Raw genomic sequence first — 16,594 nt, 5'->3', positions numbered from 1 at the left:
CGACGAGAATCCCGACCCCGTCCCGAGGAGAGCCATGAGCCAGCCGTCCCCGTCCGCCCTCGCCCCCGCCACGAGCGCGGGCCCGGGCCCCGCCCTCGTCGCCCGCGATCTCGTGCGCACCTACGGCAGGGGCGAGGGCGTCGTCACGGCCCTCGACCACGTCGACGTGGACATCGAGCGCGGCGCCTTCACCGCCGTCATGGGCCCCTCCGGCTCCGGCAAGTCGACCCTGCTGCACGTGCTCGCCGGACTCGACACCGTGGACTCCGGCTCGATCCTCCTGGACGGCACCGAGATCACGGGCCTGCGGGACGACGCGCTGACCCGACTGCGCCGCGACCGCATCGGCTTCGTCTTCCAGTCCTTCAACCTGCTGCCCATGCTCACCGCGGAGCAGAACATCCTGCTCCCCCTCGAGCTCGCCGGCCGCCGCGCGGACCGCGCCTGGCTCGACACGATCACCTCCGCCTTCGGGCTCACCGACCGGCTGGGGCACCTCCCCTCGCAGATGTCCGGCGGGCAGATCCAGCGCGTCGCGATCGCCCGCGCCCTGGTCACCTCCCCCGCCGTCGTCTTCGCGGACGAGCCCACCGGCAACCTCGACTCCCGCACCACGGAGGAGGTCCTGGACTTCCTGCGCCTGAGCGTCGACGAGTTCGACCAGACCGTCGTCATGGTCACCCATGAGCGGGACGCCGCCGAGCGCGCGGACCGCATCATCACCCTGGCCGACGGCCGCCTGGCCTCCGACGAGGACCTCCGCGGGGCCCGCCGATGAGCGCCTCCGCACGCCGCGTCCCGATCCGCCTGACCCCGATGCGCCGCCACCTCGCGGCGATCCTCACGGTGGCCCTCTCCTGCGCGTTCGTCGCGGTGATGGTGCTCGCCGGCAACCTCGTGCAGGAGTCCCTGCGCGCCTCCACCGCCCAGACCTACTCCGGCGCCGACCTCGTCGTCGAGCAGGAGATCCCGGACGACGCCTGGGAGAGCACGACGCCGCTGCCCGCCCCCGAGGTCGCCGGCACCGAGGACGTCTGGCCCCTCACCCAGGGCTTCGCGCAGCTCACCTCCTCCGCCGTGGCCGACGGTCCCTACCTGCAGGTGGTCCTCACCCCGCCCGGCGAGGACACCCTCGAGGAGGGCTCCCCCGCCGCGGACGACTCCCAGGTGGTGCTCGACCGGACCGCCGCCGACGCCCTCGAGGTGGGGGTCGGCGACACTGTCACCCTGCCCGCGGGCACGATCGTCCCCGAGGACACGACCGATCACACGCTCACCGTCTCCGGCATCGCCCCGGCCGCCGAGGGCGCGGCCCTCGGCGCGACCCCGCGGATCCTCGCGGACGACGCGAACTCCGCGCTCCTGCTCGGCCCCACCCGCGGCACGACGACGGACACCTGGCTCGCGACCGTCCCCGCCGGCACCGATCCCGCCGACGTCGCCGCCGCGGCGAGCACCGGCGGCACGACCGTCACCACCGTCGAGGACGCCGAGCAGGAGGCCGTCGACCAGCTCATGACGGGCTTCGCCGCCCTCGGCGTCATCCTCGGCGTCTTCGTCGTCATCGCGCTGTTCACGAGCGCCGTCGTCATCGCGAACACGTTCACGGTGACCGTCGCCCAGCGCACCCGATCGCTCGCCCTGCTGCGTACCCTCGGCGCGACCCGCGGCCGCGTGGGCCGCATCGTGCTGCGCGACTCCGCCCTGGTGGGCGTGGTCGGCGCGGTGCTCGGCGTGATCGGCGGGCACCTGCTGGTGCAGGCCGCGCTCGCGGCCGCCGCCGCCGCCGGCTGGCTCGACGCGGTCATGGCCGTGCCCGTCTCGCCCACGTCCGTCCTCGTGCCGATCCTCGCGGGTCTCCTCCTCACCGTCCTCGCGGGCCTCGCCCCGGTGCGGGCGGCGACACGGGTCGCCCCGCTGCAGGCGCTGCGCTCCGTCGCCGCCCCGCCCCGCGGCGGCTTCGGGGTGCGCGGCGTGCTCGGCGTGATCGGCGCCGGGGTGGGTCTCGCCCTCATGATCGGCGGCGCCGTGCTCGCCGGCTCCCACCCCCTGCCGGGCATCCTCCTGGCGGTGCTCGGAGGGCTGCTGAGCTTCGGCGGCATGCTGCTCGCGCTCGTGGTCCTCGCCCGGCCGCTGGCCCTGCTGCTGGGGCGCGTCGCCGGCCGGATCGGCGGTCTCCCCGCGCGGATCGCCGCGGCGAACATCGCCCGCAGCCCGGGCCGCAGCGCCGCGACCGTCGCCGCCCTGCTCATCGGCACCACGCTCATGACGATGATGGCCGTCGGCGCCCGCACCACCGAGGCGTCGCTGACCGCGGAGCTCGACTCCAACCGTCCCATCGACCTCGTGGTCTCCGCCGCCGCCATGCCGGCGGACGCCGCGGCGCAGATCGGCGCCGTGGACGGCGTGCGCGTCGCCGAGTCCGGCACCGTCGGCAGGATCGACGTCGGAGCCGACGAGCCCCTGCTCGTCTACGGCCTGGACCCCGAGACCGTGCGCGAGACCTCGCACCGCCCGGCCGTGGCCGACGAGCTCGCGGACGACACCCTGCTCGTGGGTTGGGAGCGCGCCGAGGAGACAGGCCTGCAGGACGGCGAGAGGATCACCGTCCCCACCGCCGACGGCGGCACCCGCGAGCTCACCGTCCGCTACGACGCGAACCTCAAGATGCCGATGCTCACGCCCGGCACGCTCGAGGCCGTCGCCCAGGGCGGCACCCGCCCCGTGGTCGTCGCCGACTTCGAGGACGAGGGCACCGCCGCCCGCGGCGACACCGACGCCTACGGCATCGTCGACGCCGTGTACCAGGTGACCTCCGGGGACGGGTACTCGGAGGCCGACGTCGTCGCCGGCGGCGCCGAGCGCGAGATGTACGGCCAGGTCCTGCGGGTCCTGCTCGGCATCACGGTGGGCCTGCTCGCCGTCGCCGTGCTCGTCGCGCTGGTCGGCGTGGCGAACACCCTGAGCCTCGGCGTGGTCGAGCGGCGCGGGGAGAACGCGCTGCTGCGGGCGCTGGGAACCACGCGCCGCCAGATGCGCGCGATGCTCGGCTGGGAGGGCGTGCTGCTCGCGCTCATCGGCGCCGCGCTGGGGATCGTCCTCGGCGCGGTCTACGGAGGGCTCGGCGTCATCGCGCTGCTGGGCTCCGCCGTCGCGGTGACCGTGACGATCCCCTGGGGCCAGGTGGTCCTGGTGGTCGTGGCCGCCATGCTCGCCGGCTTCCTGGCCTCCGTGCTGCCGGGTCGCTCCGCGGCCCGCACGGCCCCGGCCGCGGCGCTCGCCGCCGCGGAGTGAGGCCCCGCGGCGGGGGCCGTCACCGCCGCTGACGCGGAAGGGCCCGGAGGATCGCTCCTCCGGGCCCTTCTTCTCGGTCTCCTGCGGGTCGGGGCCCGCTCAGCGCCCCTCACCGGTGGGCAGCGGGGTCGAGCGCACCAGGGAGAGCAGCAGCAGGAACGCGGCGATCGCGACGACGAGGGCGAGCGCGCCCTGCCAGACGAGGCCGCCGCTCAGCATGCTCGCCCCGACGAGGGCCTGGAACAGCTGCCAGGTGATGCCGTAGCCGAGGCCGAAGCGGCCCCGCACGAGGATCGAGCGCGCGGCCACCGCGGCGCCCGCCGCGAACAGCAGGAGGAACACGCCGAGCCCGGTGCCGAAGCGGCCGTCGAGCTGCCCGCCGGAGACGCCGACGAAGCAGAAGGTCGCCACGGCGACGAGCAGGACCGCCTCGAGGGCGAGCAGCGCGGCGGCCACGGGGCGGATCCGCGGGTCGCGCTCGCTCGCGGTGGCGGGGGCGGCAGGGCTCTCGGAGCCGGGACGGGAGGCGCGGGGCATGGAGGCACTGTATCCGCCCCTATGCCCCTCCCACGGGCTCCTGTCCAGCGCTCCGGGAGCGGCATCACAGGACCCGCAGGACCGTGTGGGAAGTGCCACCCAGGCTTTGCGGCCAGGCCCTTGTCGCCGCCGGGAGCGGTGCTGAGAATGGATGAGGCCCCTCCACGGCGAGGAGAACCGCGGCGGAGTCCCTCCGTCACGGGGACGCTCCGGCGGGGCCGCCGACCCCGAGCACGCCCCTTGCGGGGGCAATCCTCGCCTCGCGCCACCGCAGCGGTGGGACGGGGCGATTCCGGAAAGTGAGAGTGACGATGGACTGGCGCCACCGTGCCGAGTGCCTCAACCATGATCCCGAGCTGTTCTTCCCGATCGGGAACACCGGACCGGCGATCACGCAGATCCAGGAGGCGAAGGCGGTGTGCCAGAAGTGCGAGGTCATGACCGCCTGCCTGAAGTTCGCCCTCGAGTCCGGCCAGGACTCGGGCGTCTGGGGCGGCCTGTCCGAGGACGAGCGCCGCTCCCTCAAGCGTCGCAACGCCCGCGCCCGTCGCGCGAGCTGATCGCACCGCCGCACCGCCTGCGGCACCCCTGACCTGATCAGGGCCTCGTCCCGCGCGCCGCGGGACCCCTGCTCCGCCACGGCGCGGCCGACCCTCCGTCGGCCGCGCCGTCGTCGTCGGAGCACCCGGCCCCTCGCCGCCCGCCCCGCGGGGGCCGGCGGCTCGGGGCCCCTCCCTCAGAGCCCGATCGGCTCGAGGTACACGTCGATGACCGCGCTCGTGCCGCCGTCGGGCAGGTTCTGCCAGGTGAGCGTGCCGCCGAGCTGGCCCTGGACGAGGGTCTGGGCGATGTTCGTGCCGAGGCCCGAGGGCTTCGCCGTCCCCATCCCCGCACCGTCGTCCTCGATGGAGATCACGAGGTGGGCGCCCGTGCGCTCGCTGCGGATCGTGAGCGTCCCGCCGGTCTCGGAGAGACCGTGCTCGACGGCGTTGGTCGCGAGCTCGGTGACGACGAGCGCGAGCGGGGTCGCCTCGTCGGCGCGGATCTGCCCCACGCGCCCCACCTTCTCGGTGCGCACCTCGACCTGGCTGTCCGCGATCCGCGGCGAGCCCTCGCGGTGCACGGTCGCGCTCGCCGCGTCGACCGCGAGCCGCAGGCAGCGGTCGATGACGTCGTCGAAGACCACGGCCTCCTGCGAGCCCTGGAGGAGCGACTCGTGGACCAGGGCGATCGTGGACACGCGGCGCATCGCCTCGGCGAGCGCGTCCCGGGCCTCGTCGGTCTTCATGCGGCGCGACTGCATGCGCAGCAGCGCGGCGACGGTCTGGAGGTTGTTCTTCACCCGGTGGTGGACCTCGCGGATCGTCGCGTCCTTCGTCATGAGCTCCCGCTCCCGACGGCGCAGCTCGGTCACGTCGCGCACCAGCACGATCGCCCCCGTGCGGGCGCCCTGCTCGGTGATCGGGACGGCGCGCAGGGAGAGCGTGCCGCCGCGGGCCTGCATGTCGGAGCGCCAGGCCGCGCGCCCCATGAGCACGAGCGGCAGCGACTCGTCCACCGGTGCGCGGCTCTGGAGCACCTCCGTCGCGGTCTCGGCGAGCGTGCCGCCGAGCATGTCCCCCGCGATGCCGAAGCGGTGGAAGGCGGAGAGCGCGTTGGGGGACGCCCACTGGACCACGCCGTTCTCGTCGAGCTGCACGACGCCGTCGCCCACACGGGGCGCTCCGCGGCGCGGCGGGATGGGCGCGCCGTCGATCGGGAAGGCGCCGTGCTCGATCATCCGCAGCAGGCGGGTGCCGAGCTCCTGCTGGTGCGTCTCGCTCGAGGAGGGGTTCGAGGTCGGCGCGGGCGACTCGACGGCGAGGACCGCGAGGGTCCGGCCGTCCTTGCGGACCGGGGTGAGCAGACCGCGGGCCTCCCGGCCCTCCCGCTCGAGGACGACGACGCCGCGCTGACTGCGCTCCCCGTCGAGCAGGGCGTCGAGGTCCGCATCGGCGCCGCGCGGGAGGCGGTCGCCGACGGGATCCTCGAAGTACACGGTCGAGCCGGTCGCGGGACGGCAGTGGGCGACGGCCATGGGGCCGTCCTCGGCGCGGACCCAGAGCACGAGATCCGCCCGCAGGAGGTCCGAGACGAGGTTCCAGTCGCCGACGAGGTGCTGCAGCCAATCGGCGCCCTTCTCGGAGAAGGAGCTGATGTCGGAGAGGTACTTGGACAGGCTCGGCATGAGCACAGGATAGGCGCCGCGGCCCGTGCTCCTGGGAATCGACCGCGACGCCTGCCGTAGGCTGGCGCCGTTGCCCGTTCCCGCTGGAAGGACGCCTGTGAAGCTCTCCGAGAACCTGACGATCCCCGCCTCGGCGGCCGATGCCGCTGCGATGTACGCCGACGAGTCCTACGCCGAGGTGCGGCGCGCGACGCTCCGCGCGAGCTCGGCCTCGTCCCGGGTGGAGGGCGACTCGGCGGGCGCCTTCACCGTGCGCACCGAGATCGCCATGACGACCGAGAAGGTGCCGGACGTGGCCCGCCGTTTCGTGGGTGCGACGGTCACGATCCGCGAGGAGCAGGTGTGGTCGGCCCCGGCGGCCGACGGCGCCCGCACGGGCACGATGTCGATCGACGTCGCCGGCACCCCCGCGACCTTCACCGCGGCGCTGGCGCTGACCCCGCAGGGCGAGGCCACGAGCCAGGTGGTCATCGACGGCGACCTGACCGTCAAGGTACCGCTGCTCGGCGGCAAGCTCGAGAAGACGGCCGTCCCGTACGTCTCCAAGGTCCTGCGGGCCGAGGAGCGCGCCGCGCGCACGTACCAGGACTCGCGCACCCGCTGATCCCGCTCACCGGATCATGACGGCGCCCTCCCCCTGCACGGGGGAGGGCGCCGTCGTGTCCGGCCCGGGGCGGGGCCCCGGCCGGGGCGTCGTCGGAGGGGTCAGCCGTTCCCGTCGAGATAGGCGATCGCCTCGCGCCCCTCGCTCGGGTCGAACCAGAGCAGGGCGGGGTCGGTATCGTCCTCGGCAGCGGCCTGCGCCGTGAGCTCGGTGACGTGCACCGCGGCGAGCGACGACGTGACCGTCTCGAGGAGCACGGCGCCATAGGCGCCGCCGGTCTCCTCGGCGAGGCCGAGCGCACGGTCCGGCACGTCGAGCGCGAGGACGAGCCCGCGCGAGGTGGGACCGGCCTCGGACAGCGCGACGTGCACCGCGTCCTGCAGCGCGTCGTACTCGAGATCCTCCTCGTCCTCCCCGGGCCGATCGGCGCGGGCGGGCGCGGTGACCGCCCAGGCCGGGCGACCCGCGGCGATCTCGATCCGGGTGCCCGCGGCGCTCAGCACGGAGCGGTCCTCGGCGGTCAGGGGAAGGAAGATCCTCATGCGGACATCCTCTCATCCGGCCCGGGCGGGCTCCGGTGCGGCCTCCTCCGCCGGCCCCGTGCTCGGGGCCTCCCCCTGGAGGGCGGGCGAGGCGGCGAGGTCCCGCAGCGCGCGGCGCAGCGGTGAGCGCGGTGAGCTCTCGGCGAGCAGCGCACCGTCCCACACGGCGGTGCGGCACGCGCCCGGATCGTCCGGGAGCAGGTGCAGGCTCGTCGTCGGCATCCGGGTGCCGAGGAGCTCCTTCACCCGATCCCCCGGCACCGGTGAGCCCATGCGGTTCACGACCACGTGGAGCTCGCGCACGCCCAGGTCGCGGAGCCGGTCGTTCTCACGCAGCAGCCGGGTCAGGCTCACCGGATCCGCGGTCGCGGTCGCGATGACGGCGTCGGCCCGCTGGATCGCGGTGAGCGACGCCCCGTTGCGCTGCGGGGCGGCCGTGTCGTAGCTGAGCTCCTCGTCCTCCTCGAGCGGGGCGGCGACGTCCACGATCACGAGCTCACCCCGGCGGGACAGCGCCCGCCAGAGTCCGTCGAGGGAGCTGCGTCCCAGCTCCGCCCATCGTGAGGGGACCCCGATCCCGCTGAGGAGCCGCAGGCGGGGCTGGACGACGGGCAGCAGCGCGTCGAGCGTGCGCGAATCCAGGGTGTCCCGGTCGAAGGCGCGGCAGGCCGCGACGATCCCCGGGGCCTCGTCGAGCACGCCGAGCAGCTGGCCGAGCGCCGGACCGTAGGTGTCCGCGTCGACGAGGACGGTGTCGCGTCCCGCGCGGGCGGCCTCCGCGGCGAGGTTCAGGGCGAGGGTCGAGCGTCCCGGGGCGCCCGCCGGCCCCCAGACCACGACCACGCGGCCGCCCTCGGGGGCGTCGTCCAGGACCGGGTCCTGCGTCCAGGGCTCCGCGGTCTCCTCGCCGTCGATCGCGGCGGAGATCGCGGCGAGGATCTCGTCGATCGGCGCCCCGGCATCCACCACCTGGCGCAGGCCGAGGGAGGTCTGCTCGGGGGCGGTCTCCGCACGCAGCCCGATGACGGCGACGTGCTCGAGCAGACCGGCGAGCACGTCCCGGCCGAGCCCGCGCACCGAGAGGTCCAGCAGGACCGCCTGCCCGATCCCGGCGCCGACCACGGCGGCGGTCTCGGCGAGATCGGCGCAGCGGCGCACCACCCGGACGTCGTGATCGCCGTCCTGGGCGAGATCGTGGACGATGCGGACCTCGTCGGCGCCCGAGGCGCACAGCACCAGGTCGATCATGTGCCGACCCCGTAGGCACCCGGCACCCCGATGACGTCGAGCCGCTCCTCCCGGGAGAGCACCTCGAGGACCCCGGCGAGATCGTCCCGCGGCACGAGCACCTCGACGGCCATCGACCGCATGCCCAGGGTGCTGCCCTCGTCGATCGTCCTCACGACGGCGTCCTCGACGAGCAGCTCGGCCTGGCCGGTGCCCTCGTCCACCTCGCCCGTGTGCCAGAGCTCGACGGTGCTGCCGGCCTGGACCGACTGCGCGACGGAGGAGTCCACCGGGATCACCACGGGCCGCAGGTCGACGTCGGCGCTCTGGCCGACGGCGGCGGCGGGCAGCAGCTCCCCGGCACGGACCGGTTGCGTGGCGACCGCGCCCTCGGGGATCGCCTCGAGCGAGCCGACGTACATGCCGTCCTGCTCGCCGAGGCGCAGCTCGACGACGGTGAGGTCCTCCGGGGCGAGCGCCTGCCCGGGGACGATCACGGAGCGTGCGACCAGCACGGGCGTGGTCTCGGCGAGACGGGAGACCAGCAGGGCGCCCATGAGCACGCTGCCGAGGACGAGCACCACGCCGACGATCAGCCGCGGGTCCTTCCACCGCGGCCGCCGCAGCCTCATCATTCCTGTGCTGGCCCCCACGGTCCCCTCCTGCGCTCCGCCCGATCGTTTCCCGACCGGGTCCTGGCCGGGAGAGTACGGGAGACGGCGCCTCGCCTACCCGGGAGGGCGGCGGATTGTGGACAGCCCGCCGCGGAGGAGGGGTCGTCGGCCGTTCGTCCACAACCCCCCTACGCCCGGGCGCCGGAGGTGTGAGACTGTCCCGGACCGTCCGACCCGCCAGGCCCCGTTGCCGGAAGGAGCGCCGATGCAGCCCCGTTTCGTGCCGCTGACCGACGTCGCCGAGATGCTCTCGATCTCGGCATCGCAGGCCTACGCGCTCGTGCGCACGGGAGAGCTGCGCGCCATCAAGGTGGGGGGCCGCGGTCAGTGGCGTGTCGAGATGACCGAGATCGAGTCCTACATCGAGCGCAGCTACGCCGCCACCGAGCGGGTGCTCGAGGAGGAGCGGGAGCGCACGCACCGCTGAGCGGTGCCGAGCCCATCGGCGCGGGCCTGATCCGAGCGGAGCTCAGGCGCGCGACGCCGAAGGACGCCGGGTCACTCAGCTCGAGGAGACCAGGAGCAGGCCGCCGAGCGCGACGGTGATCGACCCGGGCCCGGACGCGGCCCCGGCCTCCCCCGTCGGCACCGTCCTCAGGTCCAGGGCGTCGGCGCCGACGGTCGAGATGCGTCCGGTCACCTCTCCCGCGATCGTGGTCACCCGGACCACTCCGCGGTCCCGCGCGAGCGCGCGCAGCACTGAGGTGAGGGACTGCTCCGGCGCCGCTCCCTCGGCGCGGGGACGAGCTCGCGCGCCGAGCCCCTCGACCATGCCCACGGCGGGCAGCGGGACGAGCCGTCGCGCACCTCCCTCGGTGAGGAGGACCCATCCGTCGGTGGCCTCGGTGAGGCGGCCGCCGATCCTCCGGCCGCCGCGGAGATGGAGCACGAGCTGCGCCCCGATCGCCGCGCGCATCCTGTCCGCGAGCAGCAGCTGCGAGCGCTCGGCACGGGTGAGGTCCTCGGCGAGGGCGCGCATCTCCTCCCGCTGCTCGTGGGCATGACGGCCCTCGATGTCCTCGAAGATCCGCTCGAACCGCATGGGCTCACTGTACGGAGGCGGCGCCCCGGCGGGAACGGGTCAGTCCCTGACGGCGACCGTACCCGCTGCTGCACCCATGACACCCGATACGGACGTTCCCCTCAGAGCGTGAGGCATCACCCATTCCGGTCGTACCTAGGGACGAACGATCACGCGCCCCTCGTCCTTTGGTGCTGTTGACCTGCGGTGATGGGGCCGGATTTTCGTACCGATGACCGATTGTGCGCCGTGTCGCCCGTCCGTAGATTCCTGGACTACGACGTCATCGACACCAAACGGCATCAAACGCACGGGTCGAGGGGAACCGGCCATCAGAGGAGAAGAACCATGGGGGAATCGCAGGTCGCCGAGGCGGCACCGGGACGGACGGGAGCCGTCCGCACCGGGCTGACGGCGGTGCTCGCCGCGGCCGGCACCCTCGCCATGGCGGCGGCGGCACGCACCCTGGTCGAGCCGGCCCTCACCGGCAGCGGGGAGCAGGCGCTCCTGAACGGTGTGCTGCTGGTGCTCGCGGCCGCCGGCGCCCTGCTGTGCCTCTACCTCACGGTCGTGTGGGCCCTCGCCACGCTCGTCCTCGTCGCCGGGCCGGCCACCGCCCTGGGCCGCACCCTGCTCGGCGCGCTCCGTCTGATCGCTCCCCAGCTGGCGCGTCGGATCACCGTCGCCGCCGCTCTCGGCACCGCCGCGACCGCGATGGTGCTGGGTCCCGCGAGCGCCGCGGACCAGGGGACGGGGTTCCTCGACCTCTCGGGCGTCGGGGCCGGCGCCGCGCAGGAGCTCACCGCTCCGGTGGACCCTGCCCCCTCCGACGGCGGAGGCGAGGCCGGGGGCGCAGCACCCACCGAGGAGGGCGAGCTGCCCCCGCTCGGCTGGGAGAGCGCTCCGAGCTCGCAGGATCCGGGCACCACCGAGGACGAGGCGCCCGTCCAGCACGAGGCGCACGAAGGCGACGACACGTCCGATGCCGACCCGGAGCCCTCCGACGCCCCTGTCCCCGCCGACCCCACCGCACCGGCGGAGGGTGCGAGCGACCCTGCGGACGGCGCCGACTCCACCGACGCCACCGACGCCACGGATTCCCCCGGCGCCACCGATGCCACGACCCCGCCGCACACGATCGTCGTCGGCGCCGGGGACTCGCTGTGGACCCTCACCGACGAGGCCCTCGGCCCGGGAGCGGATTCGCCCCAGGACATCGCCAGCTCCTGGCCCCTTCTCTACGAGGCCAATCGACATGAGATCGGGTCCGATCCCGATCAGCTCACCCCCGGGCAGGTCCTCACCGTGCCCTCCGCCCTGACCGACGAGGAGTCGTCATGACCACCACCGACCAGCGACCCCTGCCCGCCGCCACGCTCACGGACGGCGCGGCGCTCGCCCCGGAGGACCCCCGCAGCGTCGAGCGGATGGTCGAGCCCGTCGCCCGGTTCGCCGTCGAGATCGTGCGGGACATGCGGCCCGAGAACGCGCTCGCGCGGGTGGTCACCCCGGAGGTCGCGACCATGCTCGCGCGGCGTGCCCGGCTCACCCGGCGTCTCCGCGACTCCACCGGGCACACGCCCTCGCGCCGGATGCAGGTCACCGGTGTCCACACCTGCATCGTCAACGAGACCACCGTCGAGGCCAGCTGCGTGATCCGCGACCTCGACCGCGCCCGCTTCCTCGCCATGCGCTGGGAGCTGCGGCACACGGGCTGGCGGGTGACCGTCCTCGAGATCGGCTGACCGAGCGGCGCACACGAGAACGAGGCCCGTCCTCCCCGAGGGGAGGACGGGCCTCGTCGTCAGCGGCGGGACCGACCCCGCGCCCTGCTCAGGCCTTGCGGCGGCGTCGGCGCTCCGCACGGTTGGGCTTGTCGCGGTCCTTCGGACCGTGATCCGCCTCGGTGTGGTCCGCACCGTGCTTGGCGTCATGGCGCGCCTGGCGACGACGCTGCGCACGGGACATGGTCCCGGGATCCGTCCGGCCCGAGCCCTCCGCGGAGCTGTAGCTGAGCCGGCGCGGATCGGGCCCGTCACCGAGGCCCTTCGCGGTCACCACGACGCTCCGCTCGGCGGCGAGCTCGTCGGCGTCCTCGAGCTCCGCCTCCTCCGAGCCGGCCTCTGAGTCCTCGCCCTCCCGGTCGTCCAGGAGGCTCTCGAGCTCGCCCTCGTCCTCGGCGGTCCCGTCGTCGGCGGTCCGGTCCCCGGCCTCGGCGCTCTCGCGATCGACGACGGCCTCGTTGGCCGATCCCCCGGCCTCCTCGGTCTTCCCGGCCTTCTCGTCCTCCCGCGCGGCCGAGGCGGTCGCCGCCTGGGCGGCGGCGGAGGTCGTGCGCAGGAGCTCCGAGACGGCCTGCGGCACCACGGGCGAGGCCTGCTGCACCTGCACCTCGAGGTTGAAGAGGTAGCCGACGGCGTCCTCCTTGATGCCCTCCATCATCTCGTTGAACATCAGGTGGCCCTCGCGCTCGTACTCGACGAGCGGATCGCGCTGGGCCATCGCCCGCAGCCCGATGCCCTCCTTGAGGTAGTCCATCTCGTAGAGGTGCTCGCGCCAGCGACGATCCATGACGGAGAGCAGCACGCGCCGCTGCAGCTGGTGGACGGCCGCCTCGCCGAGCTCGTCGGCTCGACGGTCGTAGGCCAGCCGCGCGTCGGAGAGGATCTCCTCGCGCAGCATCGCCGCGGTGAGGTCCTCCTTGCCGCCGGCCTCCTCGATGAGCTCCTCCGCGGTGACCGAGATCGGGTAGGCGCTGCGCAGCGCCCCCCACAGCTCCTCGAGCTCGAAGTCCTCGGGGTTGGATCCCTTGGTGTGCTCGGTGACGATCCCGCCGATCACCTCCTCGATGAAGCGGTCCACGTGCTCGTCGAGGTCCTCGCCCTCGAGGATCCGCGAGCGCTCCTCGTAGAACTTCTTGCGCTGCTTGGTCAGGACGTCGTCGTACTTCAGGACGTTCTTGCGGATCTCGGCGTTGCGCGACTCGATCGAGTTCTGCGCGCGCTGGATCGCGCCGGAGACCATGCGGCCCGTGAGCGGGATCGCCTCGTCCACGCCGCCGCGGGCGAGCAGCGCCTCGGCCGCTCCCGCGTTGAACAGGCGCATGAGGTCGTCCTGCAGCGAGAGGTAGAACCGGGACTCGCCCGGGTCGCCCTGACGCCCGGAGCGGCCGCGCAGCTGGTTGTCGATGCGCCGGGACTCGTGGCGCTCCGTGCCGAGCACGTACAGGCCACCGAGCTCGGTGACCTCGTCGTGCTGCTCCTCGACGGCCGCCTTCGCGCGCTCGAGCGCCTCGTCCCAGGCGGCCTCGTACTCCTCGGCCTGCTCCTCGGGGTCCAGCCCCGACTCCTGGACCTCGGCGTGCGCCATGAACTCGACGTTGCCGCCGAGCATGATGTCGGTGCCGCGGCCGGCCATGTTGGTCGCGACGGTGACGGCGCCCTTCGCGCCCGCCATCGCGACGATCGCGGCCTCACCGGCGTGGTTCTTCGCGTTGAGGACCTCGTGGGTGACGCCCTGTGCGGTCAGCAGCTTCGAGAGGTACTCCGACTTCTCGACGCTCGTGGTGCCCACGAGCACGGGCTGGCCCTTCTCGTGACGGGCGACGATGTCCTCGACGACCGCGTCGAACTTGGCCCGCTCGGTGCGGTAGATCCGATCGGCCTGGTCCACGCGCTGCATCTCGCGATGCGTCGGGATGGGCACCACGCCGAGGCCGTAGGTGTTCATGAACTCGGCGGCCTCGGTCTCCGCCGTGCCGGTCATGCCCGAGAGCTTCTCGTAGAGCTTGAAGTAGTTCTGGAGGGTGATCGTGGCGAGGGTCTGGTTCTCCGCCTTGATCTTCACCCCCTCCTTGGCCTCGATGGCCTGGTGCATGCCCTCGTTGTAGCGGCGACCGGCGAGGATGCGGCCGGTGTGCTCGTCGACGATCATGACCTCGCCGTTGAGGACGACGTAGTCCTTGTCCTTCTTGAACAGCTCCTTGGCCTTGATGGCGTTGTTGAGGAAGCCGATCAGCGGGGTGTTCAGCGACTCGTAGAGGTTCTCGATGCCGAGGTGGTCCTCCACCTTGTCGATGCCGGCCTCGAGCACGCCGACGGTGCGCTTCTTCTCGTCGACCTCGTAGTCGCGGTCGCGGCGCAGCTTCTGCACGACCTTCGCGAACTCGGAGTACCACTTGTTCGCGTCGCCGGAGGCGGGGCCGGAGATGATCAGCGGCGTGCGGGCCTCGTCGATGAGGATCGAGTCGACCTCGTCCACGATCGAGAAGAAGTGGCCGCGCTGCACGCGGTCCTCCGGGGTGAGCGCCATGTTGTCGCGCAGGTAGTCGAAGCCGAACTCGTTGTTCGTGCCGTAGGTGATGTCCGCGGCGTACTGCTCGCGGCGCTCCGCCGGGGTCAGGCCCGCGGTGATCACGCCCGTGGTCAGGCCCAGGGCACGGAAGACGCGGCCCATGATGTCGCTCTGGTAGGTCGCGAGGTAGTCGTTGACGGTCACGACGTGGACGCCCTTGCCGGCGAGCGCGTTGAGATAGGCCGGCAGCGTCGCCACGAGGGTCTTGCCCTCACCGGTCTTCATCTCCGCGATCCGGCCGCGGTGCAGGGCCGCGCCGCCCATCACCTGGACGTCGTAGGGGCGCTGGCCCAGCGTGCGCTCGGCGGCCTCGCGGACGGCCGCGAAGGCCTCGACCTGGATGTCGTCGAGGGTCTCGCCGTCGGCCAGGCGCTCACGGAAGCGGGAGGTCTCCTCCCTCAGCTCCTCGTCGCTCAGCTCGGTGAAGACGTCACCGGCGGCCGTCACCCGCTGGGCGATGGACTCGAGCCGACGCCGCTCGCGGCCCTCGCCGGCGCGCAGGATCGTATCGAAGAGGTTTGCCACACGTGCTCCCGTTGCTGTCGTCTGCGCCCGGGTGGGCGCGTCGTGCCGGACCCATCGTAAGCGCCGCGCCCCTGGACGGCGCCTGCGCGGTCCCGGACGGGCGTCCTGGCCGTCGCGGATCACTCCGCGCGGCGCCCCGTGCCCGCCCCTCAGACAGGGCCCGCGGTCCCCGCTCTCCCCGTGGTCCCCGCCGGCCGCTCCCCCGGGCCGCCCTCGCGGACGGCCTCCGCGAGCACCCCCGACAGCTCCCCCGTCCCGCTGCCGGTGCTCACCTCGATCCCGTCGAGCCCCTGCCAGCGGGCGGCGCGCGCGAGCTCGCCGGCGAGCGCGGCGGCGAGCTCGTCGGGGCCCGTGCGCAGGTAGCGCCCCAGGCGCGGCAGGGGCTCCGCGTGCACCCCGCGCACCTCGAGGACGCCGCGGGCGCGATCGGCCCGCAGGTCCACCCGCAGCGGGAAGCGGTCGCCGTGGAGGAAGGGCAGCGCGTAGTAGCCGGTGGTGCGCTTCGCGGCGGGGGTGTAGATCCCGATCCGGTACTCGACGTCGAAGAGCCCCTGCAGCCGGGGCCGGAAGAAGACGATCGGGTCGAAGGGGCTGACCAGGGCGGCGGTGCGCAGCGGCGCGGGCTGCGGCGCGTCGCGGTGCAGGAGCATCGTCACAGGGCCGTCGGGTCGCCGGACCTCGACCTCGGTGACCTCGCCCCGCCGCCGCAGCTCCGCGATCGCCGGTCGGGCGTCGGCGGCGCGCAGGCGGAAGTAGTCCGCGATCGCGGCGGGATCGGCGACGCCGAGCGCGCGGGAGGCGAGGCGGGTGAGCGCGAGGACCTCGGCGTGGTGGTCGCCCGGGCCGGGCGCGGGACCGTCCCGCTCCGCCCCGGCGGCGCGGGTCCAGGCCTCGTCGTCCTCGGCGGGGAGGTAGAGCCGCTCGAACTGCACGCTGCGGCCCACGCAGTCCAGCGCCCCGGTCCGGAAGAGGTACTCGACGACCCATTGGCTCGAGGTGCGTCGCCATCCCCATCCCTCGCCGCGCTCCTCGTCACCGAGCAGCCGGGAGATCGCGGCGGCGCTGAGCGGACCGTGCTCCTCGAGCAGGCCGCGGACGTGCTCGACGAGGTGCGGCGAGCGCGCCGCGGCCTCCCGCACCGCGCCCCAGTCGCGGGTCCCGGCCGCGCGGCGGCGGAAGCGCAGCAGGGCGTGGACCTCCTCCGTCGTGAACGTCGCCTCGTGGGCGAGCGCCTCGCGCAGCAGCCGCTCGTGCCGGGTGCCGGGCATCGAGAGCTGGTCCAGCGCGCTCACGTCCCAGCTGCCGCTGCGGGTGAAGACGGGCAGGTGGTGGGCGCGGGCGAAGACGCTCACGGAGTCGATCTGGAGCAGGTGCGTCACGGCGACCGTCCGTCGCAGCGCCTCCCGGCTCACGGCCGGCGAGGGGACGGCGGTGCGGCGGGTGCCGCCGATGCCCTGCGAGCGCAGGGCGATGCGACGGGCCTCGGCCCAGCTCAGGGTGGTCGTCATGGGATGGGGCGTCCTCGGCGTGGGACGGGCGGGAGGCGCGAGGGGCGCCTCCCGCCCGGGGCGGTCGGTGGCTTCAGATGGT

15 protein-coding genes are annotated in these 16,594 nt (G+C 74.0%); 7 read left to right on the top strand and 8 right to left on the bottom strand.

Annotated features, from left to right (window positions below; all coding sequences use genetic code 11):
• The first annotated feature begins 34 nt into the window (after positions 1–34).
• Both C1N80_RS08670 and C1N80_RS08665 read left to right on the top strand, forming a co-directional pair.
• Positions 35–778, top strand: a complete 744-nt coding sequence (locus tag C1N80_RS08670) for an ABC transporter ATP-binding protein (RefSeq protein ID WP_137770393.1) — start codon at positions 35–37, stop codon at positions 776–778.
• Positions 775–3,294 carry an FtsX-like permease family protein gene (locus C1N80_RS08665; protein WP_137770392.1) on the top strand — a complete coding sequence of 840 codons (2,520 nt, stop codon included), beginning with the start codon at positions 775–777 and terminating at the stop codon, positions 3,292–3,294. The genes C1N80_RS08670 and C1N80_RS08665 overlap by 4 nt, the downstream gene beginning before the upstream one ends.
• A 99-nt stretch (positions 3,295–3,393) precedes the next feature.
• Here the strand turns inward: C1N80_RS08665 and C1N80_RS08660 are convergent, their stop codons facing one another.
• Positions 3,394–3,831, bottom strand: coding sequence for a hypothetical protein (locus C1N80_RS08660; RefSeq protein WP_137770391.1), 438 nt, complete (start codon positions 3,829–3,831; stop codon positions 3,394–3,396).
• A gap of 311 nt (positions 3,832–4,142) precedes the next feature.
• On the opposite strand from C1N80_RS08660, the gene C1N80_RS08655 reads away from it, so the two are divergent.
• A complete protein-coding gene (locus C1N80_RS08655) occupies positions 4,143–4,391 on the top strand; it encodes a WhiB family transcriptional regulator (RefSeq protein WP_103385108.1) in 249 nt (82 codons plus the stop codon).
• 176 nt (positions 4,392–4,567) lie between these two features.
• On the opposite strand, the gene C1N80_RS08650 is transcribed toward C1N80_RS08655, so the two are convergent.
• Positions 4,568–6,058 carry a sensor histidine kinase gene (locus C1N80_RS08650; protein ID WP_137770390.1) on the bottom strand — a complete coding sequence of 497 codons (1,491 nt, stop codon included), beginning with the start codon at positions 6,056–6,058 and terminating at the stop codon, positions 4,568–4,570.
• 97 nt (positions 6,059–6,155) lie between these two features.
• Here C1N80_RS08650 and C1N80_RS08645 point away from each other — a divergent pair, with 97 nt between their 5' ends.
• Positions 6,156–6,662: a DUF2505 domain-containing protein gene (locus C1N80_RS08645; protein WP_137770389.1), complete on the top strand. Its 507-nt coding sequence runs from the start codon at positions 6,156–6,158 to the stop codon at positions 6,660–6,662.
• A 101-nt stretch (positions 6,663–6,763) separates the two neighbouring features.
• Here the strand turns inward: C1N80_RS08645 and C1N80_RS08640 are convergent, their stop codons facing one another.
• The 3 genes from C1N80_RS08640 to C1N80_RS08630 are packed head-to-tail and all read right to left on the bottom strand — an operon-like array spanning position 6,764 to position 9,084.
• Complete coding sequence (locus C1N80_RS08640) at positions 6,764–7,204, bottom strand: hypothetical protein (protein ID WP_137770388.1); 441 nt, start codon at positions 7,202–7,204, stop codon at positions 6,764–6,766.
• Between the two features lie 12 nt (positions 7,205–7,216).
• Positions 7,217–8,452: a P-loop NTPase gene (locus C1N80_RS08635; RefSeq protein WP_137770387.1), complete on the bottom strand. Its 1,236-nt coding sequence runs from the start codon at positions 8,450–8,452 to the stop codon at positions 7,217–7,219.
• A complete protein-coding gene (locus C1N80_RS08630; RefSeq protein ID WP_137770386.1) occupies positions 8,449–9,084 on the bottom strand; it encodes an SAF domain-containing protein in 636 nt (211 codons plus the stop codon). Before C1N80_RS08630 ends, C1N80_RS08635 begins: the two co-directional genes overlap by 4 nt.
• A 226-nt stretch (positions 9,085–9,310) precedes the next feature.
• Here C1N80_RS08630 and C1N80_RS08625 point away from each other — a divergent pair, with 226 nt between their 5' ends.
• Positions 9,311–9,532, top strand: a complete 222-nt coding sequence (locus C1N80_RS08625; RefSeq protein WP_103384782.1) for a helix-turn-helix domain-containing protein — start codon at positions 9,311–9,313, stop codon at positions 9,530–9,532.
• 75 nt (positions 9,533–9,607) lie between these two features.
• On the opposite strand, the gene C1N80_RS08620 is transcribed toward C1N80_RS08625, so the two are convergent.
• Complete coding sequence (locus tag C1N80_RS08620; RefSeq protein ID WP_103384781.1) at positions 9,608–10,147, bottom strand: hypothetical protein; 540 nt, start codon at positions 10,145–10,147, stop codon at positions 9,608–9,610.
• Between the two features lie 327 nt (positions 10,148–10,474).
• On the opposite strand from C1N80_RS08620, the gene C1N80_RS08615 reads away from it, so the two are divergent.
• Positions 10,475–11,467, top strand: a complete 993-nt coding sequence (locus tag C1N80_RS08615) for a LysM peptidoglycan-binding domain-containing protein (protein WP_137770385.1) — start codon at positions 10,475–10,477, stop codon at positions 11,465–11,467.
• A complete protein-coding gene (locus C1N80_RS08610; protein WP_137770384.1) occupies positions 11,464–11,871 on the top strand; it encodes an Rv3235 family protein in 408 nt (135 codons plus the stop codon). The genes C1N80_RS08615 and C1N80_RS08610 overlap by 4 nt, the downstream gene beginning before the upstream one ends.
• An 88-nt stretch (positions 11,872–11,959) precedes the next feature.
• Here the strand turns inward: C1N80_RS08610 and secA are convergent, their stop codons facing one another.
• On the bottom strand, positions 11,960–15,004 hold the full coding sequence (secA, locus tag C1N80_RS08605) for a preprotein translocase subunit SecA (RefSeq protein ID WP_137770383.1): 3,045 nt from the start codon (positions 15,002–15,004) through the stop codon (positions 11,960–11,962).
• Positions 15,005–15,153: 149 nt separating this feature from the next.
• The gene (locus tag C1N80_RS08600) at positions 15,154–16,512 is read right to left on the bottom strand and encodes a winged helix-turn-helix domain-containing protein (RefSeq protein ID WP_137770382.1); all 1,359 of its coding nucleotides are present in this window, start codon (positions 16,510–16,512) and stop codon (positions 15,154–15,156) included.
• Positions 16,513–16,594 lie beyond the last annotated feature (82 nt).

This window comes from Brachybacterium sp. SGAir0954 (assembly GCF_005490785.1).
Taxonomy (GTDB): domain Bacteria; phylum Actinomycetota; class Actinomycetes; order Actinomycetales; family Dermabacteraceae; genus Brachybacterium; species Brachybacterium rhamnosum.
This window is presented reverse-complemented; position numbering and strand designations above follow the sequence as displayed.

Coding starts and splice junctions, on each gene's coding strand:
- C1N80_RS08650 (WP_137770390.1), bottom strand. CDS start 6,058: ATGCCGAGCCTGTCCAAGTACCTCTCCGACATCAGCTCCTTCTCCGAG.
- C1N80_RS08665 (WP_137770392.1), top strand. CDS start 775: ATGAGCGCCTCCGCACGCCGCGTCCCGATCCGCCTGACCCCGATGCGC.
- C1N80_RS08670 (WP_137770393.1), top strand. CDS start 35: ATGAGCCAGCCGTCCCCGTCCGCCCTCGCCCCCGCCACGAGCGCGGGC.
- C1N80_RS08610 (WP_137770384.1), top strand. CDS start 11,464: ATGACCACCACCGACCAGCGACCCCTGCCCGCCGCCACGCTCACGGAC.
- C1N80_RS08660 (WP_137770391.1), bottom strand. CDS start 3,831: ATGCCCCGCGCCTCCCGTCCCGGCTCCGAGAGCCCTGCCGCCCCCGCC.
- C1N80_RS08600 (WP_137770382.1), bottom strand. CDS start 16,512: ATGACGACCACCCTGAGCTGGGCCGAGGCCCGTCGCATCGCCCTGCGC.
- C1N80_RS08640 (WP_137770388.1), bottom strand. CDS start 7,204: ATGAGGATCTTCCTTCCCCTGACCGCCGAGGACCGCTCCGTGCTGAGC.
- C1N80_RS08615 (WP_137770385.1), top strand. CDS start 10,475: ATGGGGGAATCGCAGGTCGCCGAGGCGGCACCGGGACGGACGGGAGCC.
- C1N80_RS08655 (WP_103385108.1), top strand. CDS start 4,143: ATGGACTGGCGCCACCGTGCCGAGTGCCTCAACCATGATCCCGAGCTG.
- C1N80_RS08625 (WP_103384782.1), top strand. CDS start 9,311: ATGCAGCCCCGTTTCGTGCCGCTGACCGACGTCGCCGAGATGCTCTCG.
- C1N80_RS08635 (WP_137770387.1), bottom strand. CDS start 8,452: ATGATCGACCTGGTGCTGTGCGCCTCGGGCGCCGACGAGGTCCGCATC.
- C1N80_RS08620 (WP_103384781.1), bottom strand. CDS start 10,147: ATGCGGTTCGAGCGGATCTTCGAGGACATCGAGGGCCGTCATGCCCAC.